Annotated in this window: 19 protein-coding genes and 1 pseudogene; 17 read left to right on the top strand and 3 right to left on the bottom strand. The window is 59.0% G+C overall.

Features of this window, described 5'->3' with window-relative positions:
- The first annotated feature begins 850 nt into the window (after positions 1-850).
- The 6 genes from GLX_RS16310 (at position 851) to GLX_RS19290 (ending at position 2,844) form a co-directional block, all read left to right on the top strand.
- On the top strand, positions 851-1,078 hold the full coding sequence (locus GLX_RS16310; RefSeq protein ID WP_014106734.1) for an AbrB/MazE/SpoVT family DNA-binding domain-containing protein: 228 nt from the start codon (positions 851-853) through the stop codon (positions 1,076-1,078).
- A complete protein-coding gene (locus GLX_RS16305; RefSeq protein ID WP_010665988.1) occupies positions 1,075-1,470 on the top strand; it encodes a type II toxin-antitoxin system death-on-curing family toxin in 396 nt (131 codons plus the stop codon). The genes GLX_RS16310 and GLX_RS16305 overlap by 4 nt, the downstream gene beginning before the upstream one ends.
- 126 nt (positions 1,471-1,596) lie before the next feature.
- Positions 1,597-1,842 carry a type II toxin-antitoxin system Phd/YefM family antitoxin gene (locus GLX_RS16300; RefSeq protein WP_006560453.1) on the top strand — a complete coding sequence of 82 codons (246 nt, stop codon included), beginning with the start codon at positions 1,597-1,599 and terminating at the stop codon, positions 1,840-1,842.
- Entirely contained in the window at positions 1,839-2,225 is a 387-nt protein-coding gene (locus tag GLX_RS16295; protein WP_014106733.1) for a type II toxin-antitoxin system VapC family toxin, read from the top strand. The genes GLX_RS16300 and GLX_RS16295 overlap by 4 nt, the downstream gene beginning before the upstream one ends.
- A gap of 15 nt (positions 2,226-2,240) precedes the next feature.
- Positions 2,241-2,504 (top strand): BrnA antitoxin family protein, encoded by a 264-nt coding sequence (locus GLX_RS16290; protein WP_014106732.1) that lies wholly within the window; start codon positions 2,241-2,243, stop codon positions 2,502-2,504.
- A gap of 85 nt (positions 2,505-2,589) precedes the next feature.
- Positions 2,590-2,844 carry a hypothetical protein gene (locus tag GLX_RS19290; RefSeq protein WP_014106731.1) on the top strand — a complete coding sequence of 85 codons (255 nt, stop codon included), beginning with the start codon at positions 2,590-2,592 and terminating at the stop codon, positions 2,842-2,844.
- Between the two features lie 53 nt (positions 2,845-2,897).
- Here the strand turns inward: GLX_RS19290 and GLX_RS16285 are convergent, their stop codons facing one another.
- From GLX_RS16285 to GLX_RS16275, 3 genes are all read right to left on the bottom strand, one after another.
- On the bottom strand, positions 2,898-3,404 hold the full coding sequence (locus tag GLX_RS16285) for a Ros/MucR family transcriptional regulator (RefSeq protein ID WP_014106730.1): 507 nt from the start codon (positions 3,402-3,404) through the stop codon (positions 2,898-2,900).
- A complete protein-coding gene (locus GLX_RS16280) occupies positions 3,397-3,663 on the bottom strand; it encodes a conjugal transfer protein TraD (protein WP_041247990.1) in 267 nt (88 codons plus the stop codon). The genes GLX_RS16285 and GLX_RS16280 overlap by 8 nt, the downstream gene beginning before the upstream one ends.
- Positions 3,664-3,727: 64 nt before the next feature.
- Positions 3,728-4,087: a conjugal transfer protein TraD gene (locus tag GLX_RS16275; RefSeq protein ID WP_014106728.1), complete on the bottom strand. Its 360-nt coding sequence runs from the start codon at positions 4,085-4,087 to the stop codon at positions 3,728-3,730.
- A 96-nt stretch (positions 4,088-4,183) separates the two neighbouring features.
- On the opposite strand from GLX_RS16275, the gene traA reads away from it, so the two are divergent.
- The 11 genes and pseudogenes from traA to istB all read left to right on the top strand — a co-directional run bounded on the left by traA (position 4,184) and on the right by istB (position 13,354).
- The gene (gene traA, locus GLX_RS16270) at positions 4,184-7,273 is read left to right on the top strand and encodes a Ti-type conjugative transfer relaxase TraA (protein WP_041247983.1); all 3,090 of its coding nucleotides are present in this window, start codon (positions 4,184-4,186) and stop codon (positions 7,271-7,273) included.
- Between the two features lie 54 nt (positions 7,274-7,327).
- Complete coding sequence (locus tag GLX_RS16265; RefSeq protein ID WP_010516209.1) at positions 7,328-7,522, top strand: type II toxin-antitoxin system VapB family antitoxin; 195 nt, start codon at positions 7,328-7,330, stop codon at positions 7,520-7,522.
- Positions 7,519-7,911 (top strand): type II toxin-antitoxin system VapC family toxin, encoded by a 393-nt coding sequence (gene vapC, locus GLX_RS16260; RefSeq protein WP_010668423.1) that lies wholly within the window; start codon positions 7,519-7,521, stop codon positions 7,909-7,911. The genes GLX_RS16265 and vapC overlap by 4 nt, the downstream gene beginning before the upstream one ends.
- A 25-nt stretch (positions 7,912-7,936) precedes the next feature.
- Positions 7,937-8,074: a hypothetical protein gene (locus GLX_RS16255; protein ID WP_014106725.1), complete on the top strand. Its 138-nt coding sequence runs from the start codon at positions 7,937-7,939 to the stop codon at positions 8,072-8,074.
- Positions 8,075-8,299: 225 nt separating this feature from the next.
- Positions 8,300-8,575, top strand: a complete 276-nt coding sequence (locus GLX_RS16250; RefSeq protein WP_010668421.1) for a type II toxin-antitoxin system Phd/YefM family antitoxin — start codon at positions 8,300-8,302, stop codon at positions 8,573-8,575.
- A complete protein-coding gene (locus GLX_RS17865) occupies positions 8,572-8,841 on the top strand; it encodes a Txe/YoeB family addiction module toxin (protein ID WP_014106724.1) in 270 nt (89 codons plus the stop codon). The genes GLX_RS16250 and GLX_RS17865 overlap by 4 nt, the downstream gene beginning before the upstream one ends.
- A 12-nt stretch (positions 8,842-8,853) precedes the next feature.
- Complete coding sequence (locus GLX_RS16240; RefSeq protein ID WP_173572193.1) at positions 8,854-9,525, top strand: DUF6118 family protein; 672 nt, start codon at positions 8,854-8,856, stop codon at positions 9,523-9,525.
- Between the two features lie 115 nt (positions 9,526-9,640).
- Entirely contained in the window at positions 9,641-10,735 is a 1,095-nt protein-coding gene (locus tag GLX_RS16235; protein WP_014106722.1) for a Fic family protein, read from the top strand.
- Between the two features lie 39 nt (positions 10,736-10,774).
- A pseudogene (locus GLX_RS18335) lies at positions 10,775-11,116 on the top strand (type IIL restriction-modification enzyme MmeI); the annotation flags it as partial.
- Positions 11,117-11,261: 145 nt separating this feature from the next.
- Positions 11,262-12,512: an IS21 family transposase gene (istA, locus tag GLX_RS16225; protein ID WP_007396168.1), complete on the top strand. Its 1,251-nt coding sequence runs from the start codon at positions 11,262-11,264 to the stop codon at positions 12,510-12,512.
- Complete coding sequence (istB, locus tag GLX_RS16220) at positions 12,509-13,354, top strand: IS21-like element helper ATPase IstB (protein WP_007396167.1); 846 nt, start codon at positions 12,509-12,511, stop codon at positions 13,352-13,354. The genes istA and istB overlap by 4 nt, the downstream gene beginning before the upstream one ends.
- The last annotated feature ends 57 nt before the right edge of the window (positions 13,355-13,411 follow it).

Below are 13,411 nucleotides of genomic sequence, written 5' to 3'. Positions count from 1 at the left end.
GCCTAAAGTTCGGGGTTTTAAATACCTGCGTCAAGTGATTCGGGGTTTTAAATACCGAAACCGAGATTCGGGGTTTTAAATACCGAGATTCGGGGTTTTAAATACCGAGATTCGGGGTTTTAAATACCAAACCGAGAAAAAAACCAGAAATTCCGTTTTTATATCAATGTGTTAAGTGGATGCTAGAATCGCTTAACACAGAATCTAACACCTATTTAACACCTCTCTAACCATTTGATCTGTGGATAACTCACAAACCTCAAAAATTTCCAACCAAATTGAACCCAAACACCGCCTCTTGGGGGCTCCGCCCCCGCCGGCTCGCGGCCTACGGCCGCCCCAGTCGCGCATAGCGCGATCTCCCCCCGGCATCCCCCTGCTCGGCCCTTTGGGCCTGCACTGAACGGACACGCCTACGGCGCAAAGTCATGATCTGACGATGCGGAAACGCATCGTCTCTCCACCAGAGCACCTTCCTCATCCACGTTGGCGCCTTCGACGCCCTATGGGGCTCTCCCGTTCAGCGCTCACCCAACGCCTGCAACATCAGAAGAACCGGGCAAAACCATAAACTGCTCAAGACACATCGGAGTTCAGGCGATCATTCAGCAGCTCACGTGTCGCAACATGCCCGCTAGACGCCATAGGATGGCCGTACAGGCGTTATCAGATGTCGTGGCTGTTTGGGTGTCTGTAACGGGTGTTGTGGCCTGTGCGGCCATCCATAGTGCCCTGCGGGGCTTGATAGGCTGACCATTGCCTATTCGCCTGAGCACGTCAGAAAAATGCATGATGGTTGCTGAAACCGCAAACAGTTATTACATTGGTAATAACATTGAGGGGATTCACTATGGTCGAGCTGAAAGTGCGAAAATTCGGAAACTCACTCGGGGTCGTACTACCCAAGGAAGTGATCTCACGGCTGAACACCCAGGATGGCGCGCCCCTGTACCTGACCGAAGCACCAGAAGGCGGATATCGGCTCGTGCCCTATGATCCTGACTTCGAAACCAAAATGACAAAGGCTGAAGATATTATGCGGCGTTACCGTGATACGCTGCATGTTCTGGCTCAATGACAGCCTTCGTCTGGATAGACGAACGGGATACCTTGATCCTGCATGATCGGCTGTTGGGGGTGCATGGTGGCGCTTCCGGCGTACGGGATGCAGGTCTTCTGAAATCCGCGCTTGCCCGGCCACAGCAGCATGCGGCCTATGCGGATCCGCTGGATCCAGTGCATCTGGCGGCCGTCTATACGGCGGGTATCGTCAAAAACCATCCTTTCATCGACGGGAACAAGCGTACGGGCTTTGTGCTCGGTGTGCTGTTTTTGGAACTGAACGGCTATCGTTTCACGGCAGCCCAGGAAGATGCAGCAAATGCGGTTCTCGCGCTGGCAGCAGGTCAGATGGACGAACTGGGCTATGCAGCATTCCTGACCGCCAATGTCGCATCCGAAAGAGTATGACGGTAGACGAGGAACGCGATGAGTGTGCTTTTTTCGTTTCCTGAGGTGGTTCTGGCGACATTTGTCTTGATGGACCAGACTAATATGGCTAAGTCTTTTTTTGAGTAAACTCAGGAGGCTTTCGCCATGCGCACGGTCAACATCCACGAAGCCAAGACCCATCTGTCCCGGCTGATTGACGCGGCCATGAAAGGGGAAAGCTTCATCATTGCCAAAGCCGGCCGGCCGATGGTGCGGGTCAGCCCGATTACGGCTCCTGAAGAGTTACAGCAACGGCGTCTGGGGTTTCTTGCTGGAAAAATCCGGGTGCCCGAAGATTTTGATCGCATGGGACAGGACGATATTGTGTCTCTGTTCGACGGTCCGGCATGAGGATTCTTCTGGATACCCATCTGCTGCTCTGGGCAGCCGGAGAGCCAGATAAGCTGTCAGCACGGGCGAGAACCCTGATGGAAGATCCGGGCAATGATCTGGTCTTCAGTGCGGCCAGTCTCTGGGAGATCACCATTAAGACCGGGCTGGGACGGGCAGACTTCCAGGTCGATCCTCATCTGCTGCGACGCGGTCTGATCGAAAACGGTTATGAGGAGTTACCGATCACCAGCCAGCACGCCTTGGCAGTCGGACAACTGCCAGATGTGCATCGGGATCCTTTTGATCGGATCCTTGTGGCACAGGCCACGGTGGAAGGATTGCTTCTGCTGACCCATGATCCGCTGGTAAAGGCTTATCCAGGCCCGATCGAAGCAGTCTGAAGGAGATCGACCAGTATGAGCTACAAAAATAGGTCCATGCCCTCGCTGCACAGTGACGAAGCGGCCGAGGATTTCGTCGCGACCGCCGATCTAACCCAATATGATCTGTCCGGTTTCAAACCCATGCGCTTTGAGATCGAACCCAAGGCGGCTGCCCTCAACATGCGCCTGCCAGCGTCCCTGCTGGACGCCGTGAAAGCCAGGGCGAAGGCAAAGGGCATCCCTTACACGCGCTATGTCCGGATGCTGCTGGAAACCGATGTCGCACAGACGCGGTAAAGCGTATTCCGGCCAGAACAGAGGAGATCGGGCGATGTAGGTACGCTCGGAAATCACTCCGCGCGTCATGGAGGGAAAGCTCCCCATGTCTCGCACCTATCATCACAGCCGAAAACACGGCCGGGACCATCGCTGGGCCAATCGGCCGGATCGCTGTGGTTATGGAGGCTCACGTGATGCCTCTGAATCTCCAAACTGGTACAGCCATCTGCACGACATTCGTCTTGGTCGTCATCATGACCGACATGTTGCCCGCCTGATCATAAAGGGCGACCTTGATCCTGTGGAGGCGGTCTTTCCGTATACCGGAACACGACGCCCCCACGAATATTACTGGTAATCTTCAGCGCGGGAATGAGAGGTCGTTCCCGCGTTCTGTTTCCGTCTGGATTTTCAGGCCAGTTTTGGCCTGCGTCCACGTTTTTTTTCCGGTACATGCGTGACCGGCACCTGATCTTCAGCCGTGGGGGCTATAACATCAGGTGCGGTCCTGGCTGCCCGCCCCAGTCCGTTCTCCTGTGCCAGGGCAGAGCGTCGGGCTGCGTAAGATGGGGCGGTCATCGGGTAGCTTTCCGGGAGGCCCCACTTCTCCCGATACTGTTTTGGCGTCATGCCATAGGCGGACTGGAGATGACGCTTGAGCACCTTCAGCTTTTTCCCGTCCTCCAGGCAGATGATGTAATCCGGAAAGACCGATTTTTTTACAGGCACGGCCGGCACCAGATCCGGTGTTTCGATCGTCGTCTGTTCCAGGCTGCCAAGCCCCTGAAACACCGTGGCAATGAGGTCAGGCAGAGTGTCCACCGGAACCGTATTACTGCTGACATAGGCTGCAACAATACGGGTTGTCAGTTCCCGCAGTGTGTCCGTTTCGGATGATCGTGTTTCGTGGTCAGTCATGGTTGTTTCCGTCTGCTGCCCTGTCATGTTCCCGGTCCCTGTCGAAGGCATGAAGCCCCGCACGCCTCCAGCGTGTTTTCAGGTTGTCTGGAGTAATCTCATTACCACCCCGAAGCTGCCCCGCAATATCCAGAAAGGCTCCGAGCAGGGTAGCGCGGTCATCATCGGTCAAATCGACTAGTCCTGCCTTCTGGACCAAACCGCCCACTTCGATCAGATGATGGGTGCGTTCCCGTCGCGCCTTCGCCCAATCGCGCATGTCGGTGCGTGCCTTTCGTGCCAAATGGCGATGGATCAGGGCTGTCTGCTTCCTGATCCGTCTTTCAAGTGTGAGAAGCTCCATTCTGATCGTTTCCGGTTCCTTTCCGGACACCCTTTTTTGCCCCTCCCTGAAAGAACGCCGTCCCCCGTTCGGTCCACCTCGCGACGGCTTCGGGTTTGCCGTCCGCCTGCTCGATAGCCGCAAGGAGTACACCGGCCAGCGCCTCGATCGACAGGGTATCGGCTCCCGTCGCCTCGACCAGTTCACCGAGCTGGATGGTTCTTTGCGCCTTAAGCTGCTTCGCCTTTTCCTGAAGCGCCTTCAGTTCCGCATCAATGTCCCGTGGCCTGCGCATTTTTGATCCCCTGTTCTGCTGGTCTGTGCCATACTCTATCACACAGCCGAGAACCGCGTCACTCATCCAGAGTAATCAACCTTTATGGCGCAATAAAATGTGAGTGCGCGCTTATACGTCACTTCGTGACGTGCGCTTAAGGGATGTGATAAGATCGCGTCCATGGCGATCTATCACCTGCATGCAAAGGTCATCAGCCGTGCCACCGGCCGTAGCGCCGTAGCGGCGGCAGCCTATCGCGCAGCGTCCCGCCTGCATGATGTGCGGCTGGATCGCGACCATGACTTTTCCAACAAGAGCGGCGTGGTGCATTCCGAGATCCTGCTGCCCGATGGCGCGCCGGAACGGTTTCTTGATCGTGCGACCCTATGGAACGAGGTCGAGGCGATCGAGAAGCGCAAGGATGCCCAGCTTGCCCGCGAGGTGGAGTTTTCAATCCCGCGCGAAATGACCCAGGCGCAGGGGATCGCACTGGCACGGGATTTCGTGCGGGAGCAGTTCGTGGAACGCGGCATAGTTGCCGATCTCAATGTGCATTGGGATATTGGTGAGGACGGTCAGGCGAAGCCCCATGCGCATGTGATGCTGTCCACGCGGTTTGTGGACGAGAAGGGGTTCGGCGCGAAAGAACGCTCGTGGAATGACAAAGAACTCCTGCTGACATGGCGGGGGCGATGGGCGTCGCTCGCCAATGAACGGCTGGCTGAACTGGACCTGGATGTGCGGATCGATCATCGGTCGTTCGTGGCACAGGGGATCGATCTTGAGCCGCAGAACAAGATCGGTCCGGCCGGCATGCGTCGGGAAGAGCGGGGCGAGGACGCGGAGCGGGTCGCTGACCATCTGGAGATCGCGCGACGCAATGGCGAGAGGTTGCTGGCCGAGCCGCATGTGGCGCTGGAGGCGCTGACCCGACAGCAGAGCACATTCACCCGTCAGGACCTGGCGCGGTTCGTGGACCGGCATACGGCGGATGCCGCGCAGTTCAGTGCTGTCATGGTTCGGGTGGAGGCATGTCCGGAGCTGGTCGCGCTCGGGAAAGACGGGCACGGGCGGGAGCGGTTCTCCACGCGCGCGATGATCGGGGTCGAGCAGCGTCTGGAAGAAGCATCGCTCGCGATGGGGCAGTCCCAGGGGCATGCGGTGCCGCTGGCGGTCCGTCAGGCCGCGATGCAGCGTTCCGGGCTCGGGGAGGAGCAGGCGCTGGCGGTGGGCGAGGTCACGAAGTCCCGCGACCTGTCCGTGGTGGTCGGGTATGCCGGGACGGGGAAGAGCACCATGCTGGGTGTGGCCCGTGCGGCATGGGAAGAGGCCGGGTATCGGGTGCGCGGGGCGGCGCTGTCGGGGATCGCGGCGGAAGGGCTGGAAGCGGGGTCCGGGATTGAGAGCCGGACGCTGGCGTCCCTGGAGCGGGCGTGGGAGCGTGGGTTCGACCTGCTGGAGCGCGGGGACGTGTTGGTGGTGGACGAGGCCGGCATGGTGGGGTCACGGCAGATGGAGCGGGTTCTGTCTGTCGCCCGCGAAGCCGGGGCCAAGGTGGTGCTGGTGGGTGATCCCGAGCAGTTGCAGGCGATCGAGGCCGGTGGTGCGTTCCGGGCGGTGGCCGAGCGGGTCGGGTCGGTGGAAATCACCACCGTACGCCGGCAGCGTGAAGGCTGGCAGCAGGCGGCTACGAAGGAGCTTGCGACCGGGCGGACGGATAGGGCGCTGGGACGCTATGAGGCGGCTGGCCTGGTGCGCGGACATGACACGCTGGAAGAGGCGCGCGCCGGGGTGGTGGCCGGGTGGGAGGAAGCCCGGCAGGCCGCGCCAGAAGACAGCCAGATCATGCTGGCGCATCGGCGTGTCGATGTGCGGGCGCTGAACGAGGCGGCACGCGAGATCCGGCGGGAGGCGGGTGAGCTGGACGCTGATGTCGAACTGTCGGTGATGACGGTTCAGGGGGAGAGGCGTTTTGCGCATGAGGACAGGGTGTATTTCCTGCGTAATGATCGGGACCTGGGGGTGAAGAACGGCACGCTGGGCACGGTGCGTGGGCTGTATGGCATGGATGAGGATCGGATCATGCTTTCTGTGCAGCTTGATGGTCCTGATGGCGTTGGGACTGGCCGGATCGTGTCCGTGCGGATGTGGGAGTATGACGCGCTGGATCATGGCTATGCCGCCACCATCCACAAAGCGCAGGGTGTGACGGTGGACCGGGCGCATGTGCTGGCGACGGGGAGCATGGACCGGCATGGGGCCTATGTGGCGCTGTCGCGCCATCGGGGGAGCGTGTCTGTCCATTGGGGTCGTGATGATGTGGGCGACCGGGACGGGCTGGTGCGGCGACTGTCGCGCGAGCGGCTGAAGGACACCACGCTGGATTACCCGCATGTCCGGGATCGGGATGCCGGGTTTGCGCGTCGGCGCGGGCTGCATGTCCCCGAGAGCGAGATCGTGGTGGAGCGTGAGAAGGCCGCCTCTGGCCCCCGGCAGGACAGGCAGGCCGAAGGTGTGCCTATGCCAGAGCCTGCGTCGGCACAGCAAAAACGCGGGATGTTCGATGGACTGGACCTGTCCGTGCGGTCTGGTCGTCGCACAGCGGAAAAAGACGTGTCAGCCGGGATGGATGCCGGGGCCGGTAAGGGGGAGAGTGGGGTTGAGCGTGAGGCTCCTGTCTCTCCCTTTGCGGGATTGAGGCTGCCCCGTGTGCGGCGTGAGCAGGTGCCGGCGGGGATGGACGGGTTGGTGCCGGGGAGTGACCCGCTGCATCAGGCGGTGGAGCGGTATGCGCGGGCCTGGGTGGATGCCGAGCGCATGGTTCGGCAGGAGCTGCCGGTGCTGGAGCATCAGAAGAAGGCGCTGTTTGAAGCCGGTCGGGATCTGGAGCGGGTCCGGCGTGGCGGTGAGGCGGATCTGAGGGCTGCGCTGAAGCATCAGCCGGAGATCCGGCAGGCGCTATATGGTCTGGAAGGTCCGGCACGGGCGCGCAAATTGCTCGAGGGGCTGGAGCATGAGGACAGGGTGCGGAAGAGTCCGGATCTGCGGGCAGCGCGGTTTGTGAAGGCCTGGGACGGGCTGAGCCGGGAGCAGCAGGGTGTGGCGCTGAAAGAGCTGAAGCGGGATGCGCAGCTTGAGTCCATTCTGCGGGAGAAAAGCCGCGAGCTGGGCATCCGGAAGGGATCGACGCTTGATCACGGGTTGCATCCCCATCAGCGGGAGCAGGCCCTCTCACGCTCCAGGTCGCGCGGTATGGATATGGGGATGTAATCTGCTTGAGAGAGGAGATGTTGATGTGTATAATTTTCACTGGAGATACACATCATGCGAACCAACATCATTATTGACGATACCCTCATGACAGATGCGCTGAAGGCGTCTGGCGTCAAAACCAAGAAAGAAGCCGTCGAACTCGGATTGCGGACGCTGATCAAGTTGAATCAGCAGCGGCAACTGCGTTCCATGAAGGGCAGGCTGGAGTGGCGGGGTGATCTCGACGCCATGCGTTCCGACGTATGATTCTGGTCGATTCATCGGTCTGGATCGATTTTTTCCGAGGTACGGTTACGCCACAGGTTGAGGTTCTGGACCGGCTTCTGGGAGAAGAACCTGTCGCCATTGGGGATCTGATGATGACGGAAGTTCTTCAGGGATTTGCGAATGAGCGGGATTTCAACAAGGCACGGCGGATGCTTGGTGCCCTGGATCTGGTAGAGATCGGGGGACGTGATGTCATGATCGAGGCGGCACGATATTTTCGTGATCTGCGCGCCAGAGGCATCACCATTCGGAAGACCATTGATACCCTGATTGCCACACGATGCATCGTAAGCGGGTATCGGCTTCTTTACAGTGACCGGGACTTTGACCCGTTTGTGACACATCTGGGGCTGGAACGGGTTGTCTGATTTCGGCGCGGTGACTGGAGAGGACATGCAGAAAAAAGAAGCGGCCGTTCGGCTAGGATCGCTTCTGGGGGCCATCGGTCGTGAGGTCGGTGTGCGTGATCAGGATATCGCGGTCTTGCAGACCCGCGATCAGACCCCGGCCGAGGCAATGTCCTTCGAATGATCCTGCTGCTTGATACCAACGTGATCATGGAGATGAGGAGGCCCGTCTCGGAGCAGCGTGTTCTGGCCAGCCACGACGTGTCGCCTTTCGAGGCGGCAGGTGTGCGGGTTTTCAATCTGTGGGGGCTGGCCGTGTCTCGCTCCAGACCACGCGGTATCGAGAGGGAGATGCAAAACAGGAGACGTACAGAAAACTGTACGTTATGGTGGACATGGAGGATCGATCATGACCTATGTTTCCTATACCGACCTGCGCCAGAACCTGGCGCATTATCTGGACGAAGCAGTGAACAGCCGTGCGCCGATTGTCGTGACCCGCAAGACCGGGAAAGGCAGTGTCGTGCTGATGTCGGAAGAAGAATTCTCCGGCTGGCAGGAAACCGTGCATCTCCTGAGCAGCCCACGCAACGCGGAGAGGCTGTTGCGGAGCATTCGTGACATCGAGCACGGGGCGGCAACCGAGCATGATCTTCTGGAGCCTCAGGGTGAACCGTCAGCGTGAAAGTCATTTTTCATGAAGATGGCTGGGAGGATTATCTTTCGTGGTTTCAGTCAGACAATGCGGTTCTTGAGAAGATCAATGCCCTGATCGAGGATGTGCGTCGGCATCCGTTTCAGGGGATAGGGAAGCCGGAACCCCTGAAGGGGCAGCTTTCTGGGTGGTGGTCCCGACGGATTACGGGAGAACATCGTCTGGTCTACCGGGTTCAGGGGCGCGCGGGAGAGGATCAGCGAATCGAGATTGCCCAGTGCCGGTTTCATTACTGAATGGAGAACGTCATGAGTGAGACAGATCCGGCTGAGCGCGCATTTGCCGATCTGTGCGCTGAAATGACGGTGCTCCGGCGCAGCGTGGAAGCGTTGCCGCAGGCATGGCGGGACAATCGGCCTCCGGATTACACAGAGGATCTGGCCCGTGTCGTGAAGGCTATGAATGCAGTCGGTGCACGAATGGAGGCGATTGAGGCCAATCCGACGCTGAAGATGACGCCCCAGGCGTATGGGCAAGGGATTCGTCAGGCCGGGATTTCTGCCAGTCAGGAGATGCAGGCAGCGTTTCAGAAAGCGATAGGTGAGGTTCAGGGGGAACGTCGGGTTCTTGCCAATATCATTGGTCAGTCCCGTCAGCAGGATCGTCAGAACTGGTGGCTGTTAGGGGTGGGTCTTGCATGTCTTGTTGTAGGGATCGGGTTATCGCCTGTGCTGGCGTATCTCCTGCCTTCTTCTATCGGGACGCGGGTGGCATCCTTTATTGTCGGGGAGAAAGATCGCTGGAACTCTGGGGCCATGATGATGGCAGTCAGCAATCCTGAAGGCTGGCAACGTGTACGTGAGGACAGCCAGCTGGTTGAGGCCAACAGAGACAGGATCGCAGCCTGCCAGAAAGCGGCATCGGGTCAGGAAAAAACTCAGAAACCCTGTGTCATCATTGTTTCGGCAGAGCAGGAATAGTCTTCAGGGGATAAAAGCCGACAGCAGAATATGACATGTCAAAGAAACCGGATTTCTTTGACGGATCATTCTGACGTGTTAGAAAAAACACATATTGCTACCACGTCAGGATGTCATGTTAACGCCAACCTACCTTATTCGACCTTTGCCGCCTCAGACGGACATAGAAACGGTTCCGGTTCTCAGGGCGCTGGTCGCGGCTAATAAGGCTCTGGCGGAACTGAAGGGGCGGGCGGCAACTATTCCCAATCAGGGGATCCTGATTGATACGCTGGCTTTGCAGGAAGCCAAGGCGTCCTCGGAAATCGAGAATATCGTCACCACCCAGGATGAGCTCTTTCAGGCCGATCTGTTTCCTGAGGGGCCGGACTCAGTGGCGGCCAAGGAGGTCGCCCTGTATCGCGATGCGCTGCATCTTGGGTTTCAGCAGCTGAAGGAAACCGACGGGTTGATCCTGAACAAGGGGCTGATCGCGATTTTCCAGAGGCTCAAGAAGCGGGAAGATGGGTTTCGAAACACCCCGGGAACGGCCTTGAAGAACGAGCGCACGGGGGAAGTGGTTTTTGTGCCGCCGCAGGACGGGCGGGAGATTATCGGGCATATGTCGGATCTGGAGCGGTTCGTGAATGATGACGGGCTCTGTGATCTGGATCCGCTCATCAAGATGGCCCTGATCCACCATCAGTTTGAGAGCATCCATCCTTTCCCCGATGGGAATGGCCGCGTCGGGCGGATCCTGAACGTGTTATATCTGACCCGGACCGGCCTTCTGGATATCCCGATCCTCTACCTGTCGCGCTACATCACACGGCACAAGGATGAATATTATCGTCTGTTGCAGAAGGCGCGGGATGAAGGCGCATGGGAAGCGTGGATCCTCTACATGCTGCGTGCCGTGGCCGAGACATCCAGGATCACTCTGGAGCTGATTGAAGGCATGCGGGCGCAGATGGCCACCATGAAGCAGCGGATGCGCACGGAACTGCCCAAAATTTACAGCCAGGAGTTGCTAAATAACCTGTTCCGACACCCTTACACGAAAATCGAGTATGTCCAGACAGATCTGAACATCGCGCGTCAGACGGCAGGGAAGTATCTCGACCAGCTCTCAGAGAAAGGTTTGCTGTCCAAGCACCGTTCAGGGCGGAGCAATTATTATATCAACGCACCTCTGGTCCGCCTCTTCCTGGAGGTGTCAGGTGGCGCATGAGGTGTATGATCTATTTTTCGAACGTATGGAATTTTACGCATGAATCCCGTTGAGATTGAAGAAGCTGTCTCCCAGATTGCCGAGGCACCTTTTAATCCCGGGGAATTTCCTTTCGAGTTCCTGCAAGCGTTCGGAAACCGCGATGTCACGATCAAGCGGCTCCGCAAGGATAACCGCTCGGACGTTCCCGGAGCGGTGCTTCAGCGCAACAACATCCATCTGGCCGTCTGTCCGGAAGGCCAGGTTGCCCAGACCCTGAATCTGCTCCGGGAAAGCCCCAAGACCCAGTCGGCCAAGGCACGGTTTCTGCTGGCCACGGATGGGGTGACGTTTGAAGCGGAAGACCGCACGGAAGATGAGCACATTACAGATGTGTTCACGCTGTGAGTGCTGGTTGTAATCTCCCCAAATGTGCTGGTTGAAAATTCCCCAGTTTGAGGACTGTGCGTGATCGTCATGGGGGCATGCCCCCATGACGATCACGCGGCACATTTATCCCTGCTGATGCCAAAGGAAGGGCGAGCAGGTGATAGGACTCAGGGAGGTCGTTTTGATCCAGGAACTCAAAAGACAGGGGCTCAGCATCAGCGCCATCGCGCGCCAGACAGGGCTCGATCGCAAGACAGTGAAGAAGTATCTGGCCAATGGGCTGGAGACTCCAGCCTATGCACCGCGTAAACCGGTGGCCAGCGCAGCAGAACCTTATCGAACCTATCTGTTGGAGCGGATGGCAAGTTATCCCGGACTTTCATCGCGCAGGCTGCATCGTGAAATTCGCGACATGGGATATGACGGTGCCTATTCATCGCTGACGGAATATCTCCGGCAAATCCGCCCCCCGCTGCCCAGGCCTTATGAGCGGCGCTTCGAGACCGGAGCCGGCGTTCAGGCGCAGGTCGATTTTGCGGAATTCCAGACAGTCTTCACCGGCGAGCCAGGCATCGTGCGCAAGGTCTGGTTGTTCAGCATGGTGCTGGGGCACAGTCGCTGGCTGTGGGGACGTTTCTGCCCGAACCAGGGTCTGGAAACAGTGATGCGTTGCCACATCGCCGCCTTCGAGGCGATGGCGGGCTGCTGCACGGAAATTCTCTACGATCGCATGAAGACCGCTGTCATCGGTGAGGATGATGCGGGCGTGGTGACCTACAATGCCTCGCTGGTGGCGCTTCTGGCCCATTATGGCAGCGCCCCCAGAGCCTGCCAGCCCTATCGCGCCAAGACCAAGGGCAAGGTCGAGCGACCCTTCCGCTACATCCGTCAGGACTTCTTCCTTGGCCGCAGCTTCCATGATCTCGATGACCTCAACGCCCAGTTCGACGTCTGGCGCGCGGATATCGCCAACGCGCGGGCACATGCCACCACCGGGCGGATCGTGCAGGAGCATTTTGCACAGGAGCAGCCCCATCTGCATCCATTGCCTGCCCTGCGCTACGATGCTGTTCTGAGCGTCGAGCGGCGGATCAGCCGCGAGGGGATGGTGGCGGTGGCCGGCAATTATTACAGTGTGCCTGACACTGCCCGCCGTCGCGTGGTCGAGATCCAGCACCATACACATGAAGTCCTGATCTTCGAGGAAGGGAAACTCATCGCCCGGCATCCCGTGCTGGAAGGCAAAAACCGTAAGCGGATCGAGCCAGGCCACCGCAAGGCCCCACCGGTTCAACACGCCGAGATGTTGCCGACGACACCGGCGGTGCCGATCCTCCAGCGTCCTCTGGCTTTCTACGGCGCGGTGGGTGAACGCCTGGCCAACATCAATGCCAAAGGGACCGCATGATGTCTGTCACCGAACGCATCCGACAAAGCCTGCTGGCTCTCCATATGGCACGCGCCCTCGAAACGCTTGATCACACGCTGGGCAGGCTGGAAAAGGGCGAGATCAGCGCCATCGAGGCCATCGACGATCTGCTGGCCGAAGAACTGAACCTGCGCGAGGGACGGCGCATCAGCGTAGCACTGCGCACCGCCCGCCTCATGCCGATCAAAACTATCGAGAGCTTCGACTTCTCGTTCCAGCCTTCACTCGACAGGCATCGCATCACCGCGCTGGCCCAGCTCGAGTTCATCAATCGGGCCGAGGTGTTGCATTTTCTGGGCCCGCCAGGCACCGGAAAATCCCATCTGGCCACAGCCATCGGCGTGGCCGCCGTCAGGGCCGGACGCAGCGTCTATCGCTGCTCTCTGGCAGAACTGCTCGAGGCGCTCACCAGAGCCGAACGCGAGGGGCGTCTGGCCGAGAAAATTCGCTTCTACACGCGGGCTTCGCTGCTGATCGTCGATGAAATTGGCTACCTGCCAATCACGCCAGGTGGTGCCAACCTCTTCTTCCAGCTGGTCAATGCCCGCTACGAAAAGGGAGCGATGATCCTGACCTCCAATCGCGGTTTTGCCGAGTGGGGCGAGGTCTTCGGCGACCCGGTCGTCGCCACCGCGCTGCTCGACCGGCTACTTCACCATGCTGTCGTCGTCCACATCGAAGGTGCCAGCTATCGCCTGCGCCAGCATGCCGATCTGATCCCCGAGCATACACGGGCCCACGCCAATCTGATGCCACCGGCAGCGCCAAAGCGCCGCGGTAGGCCCCCAAAGCATGGAGCTATCGATCACCTCAATGGCTGATCACCATATCCGTGCTGGGGAATTTTCCGACAGCACATGTGGGGAATTTTGAAACAG

Source organism: Komagataeibacter medellinensis NBRC 3288, assembly GCF_000182745.2.
Taxonomy (GTDB): domain Bacteria; phylum Pseudomonadota; class Alphaproteobacteria; order Acetobacterales; family Acetobacteraceae; genus Komagataeibacter; species Komagataeibacter medellinensis.
This window is presented reverse-complemented; position numbering and strand designations above follow the sequence as displayed.

Excerpts from the sequence above, each read along its gene's own strand:
- GLX_RS16310 (WP_014106734.1), top strand. The coding sequence starts at position 851 with ATGGTCGAGCTGAAAGTGCGAAAATTCGGAAACTCACTCGGGGTCGTA.
- GLX_RS16305 (WP_010665988.1), top strand. The coding sequence starts at position 1,075 with ATGACAGCCTTCGTCTGGATAGACGAACGGGATACCTTGATCCTGCAT.
- GLX_RS16300 (WP_006560453.1), top strand. The coding sequence starts at position 1,597 with ATGCGCACGGTCAACATCCACGAAGCCAAGACCCATCTGTCCCGGCTG.
- GLX_RS16295 (WP_014106733.1), top strand. The coding sequence starts at position 1,839 with ATGAGGATTCTTCTGGATACCCATCTGCTGCTCTGGGCAGCCGGAGAG.
- GLX_RS16290 (WP_014106732.1), top strand. The coding sequence starts at position 2,241 with ATGAGCTACAAAAATAGGTCCATGCCCTCGCTGCACAGTGACGAAGCG.
- GLX_RS19290 (WP_014106731.1), top strand. The coding sequence starts at position 2,590 with ATGTCTCGCACCTATCATCACAGCCGAAAACACGGCCGGGACCATCGC.
- GLX_RS16285 (WP_014106730.1), bottom strand. The coding sequence starts at position 3,404 with ATGACTGACCACGAAACACGATCATCCGAAACGGACACACTGCGGGAA.
- GLX_RS16280 (WP_041247990.1), bottom strand. The coding sequence starts at position 3,663 with ATGCGCGATTGGGCGAAGGCGCGACGGGAACGCACCCATCATCTGATC.
- GLX_RS16275 (WP_014106728.1), bottom strand. The coding sequence starts at position 4,087 with ATGAGTGACGCGGTTCTCGGCTGTGTGATAGAGTATGGCACAGACCAG.
- traA (WP_041247983.1), top strand. The coding sequence starts at position 4,184 with ATGGCGATCTATCACCTGCATGCAAAGGTCATCAGCCGTGCCACCGGC.
- GLX_RS16265 (WP_010516209.1), top strand. The coding sequence starts at position 7,328 with ATGCGAACCAACATCATTATTGACGATACCCTCATGACAGATGCGCTG.
- vapC (WP_010668423.1), top strand. The coding sequence starts at position 7,519 with ATGATTCTGGTCGATTCATCGGTCTGGATCGATTTTTTCCGAGGTACG.
- GLX_RS16255 (WP_014106725.1), top strand. The coding sequence starts at position 7,937 with ATGCAGAAAAAAGAAGCGGCCGTTCGGCTAGGATCGCTTCTGGGGGCC.
- GLX_RS16250 (WP_010668421.1), top strand. The coding sequence starts at position 8,300 with ATGACCTATGTTTCCTATACCGACCTGCGCCAGAACCTGGCGCATTAT.
- GLX_RS16240 (WP_173572193.1), top strand. The coding sequence starts at position 8,854 with ATGAGTGAGACAGATCCGGCTGAGCGCGCATTTGCCGATCTGTGCGCT.
- GLX_RS16235 (WP_014106722.1), top strand. The coding sequence starts at position 9,641 with ATGTTAACGCCAACCTACCTTATTCGACCTTTGCCGCCTCAGACGGAC.
- istB (WP_007396167.1), top strand. The coding sequence starts at position 12,509 with ATGATGTCTGTCACCGAACGCATCCGACAAAGCCTGCTGGCTCTCCAT.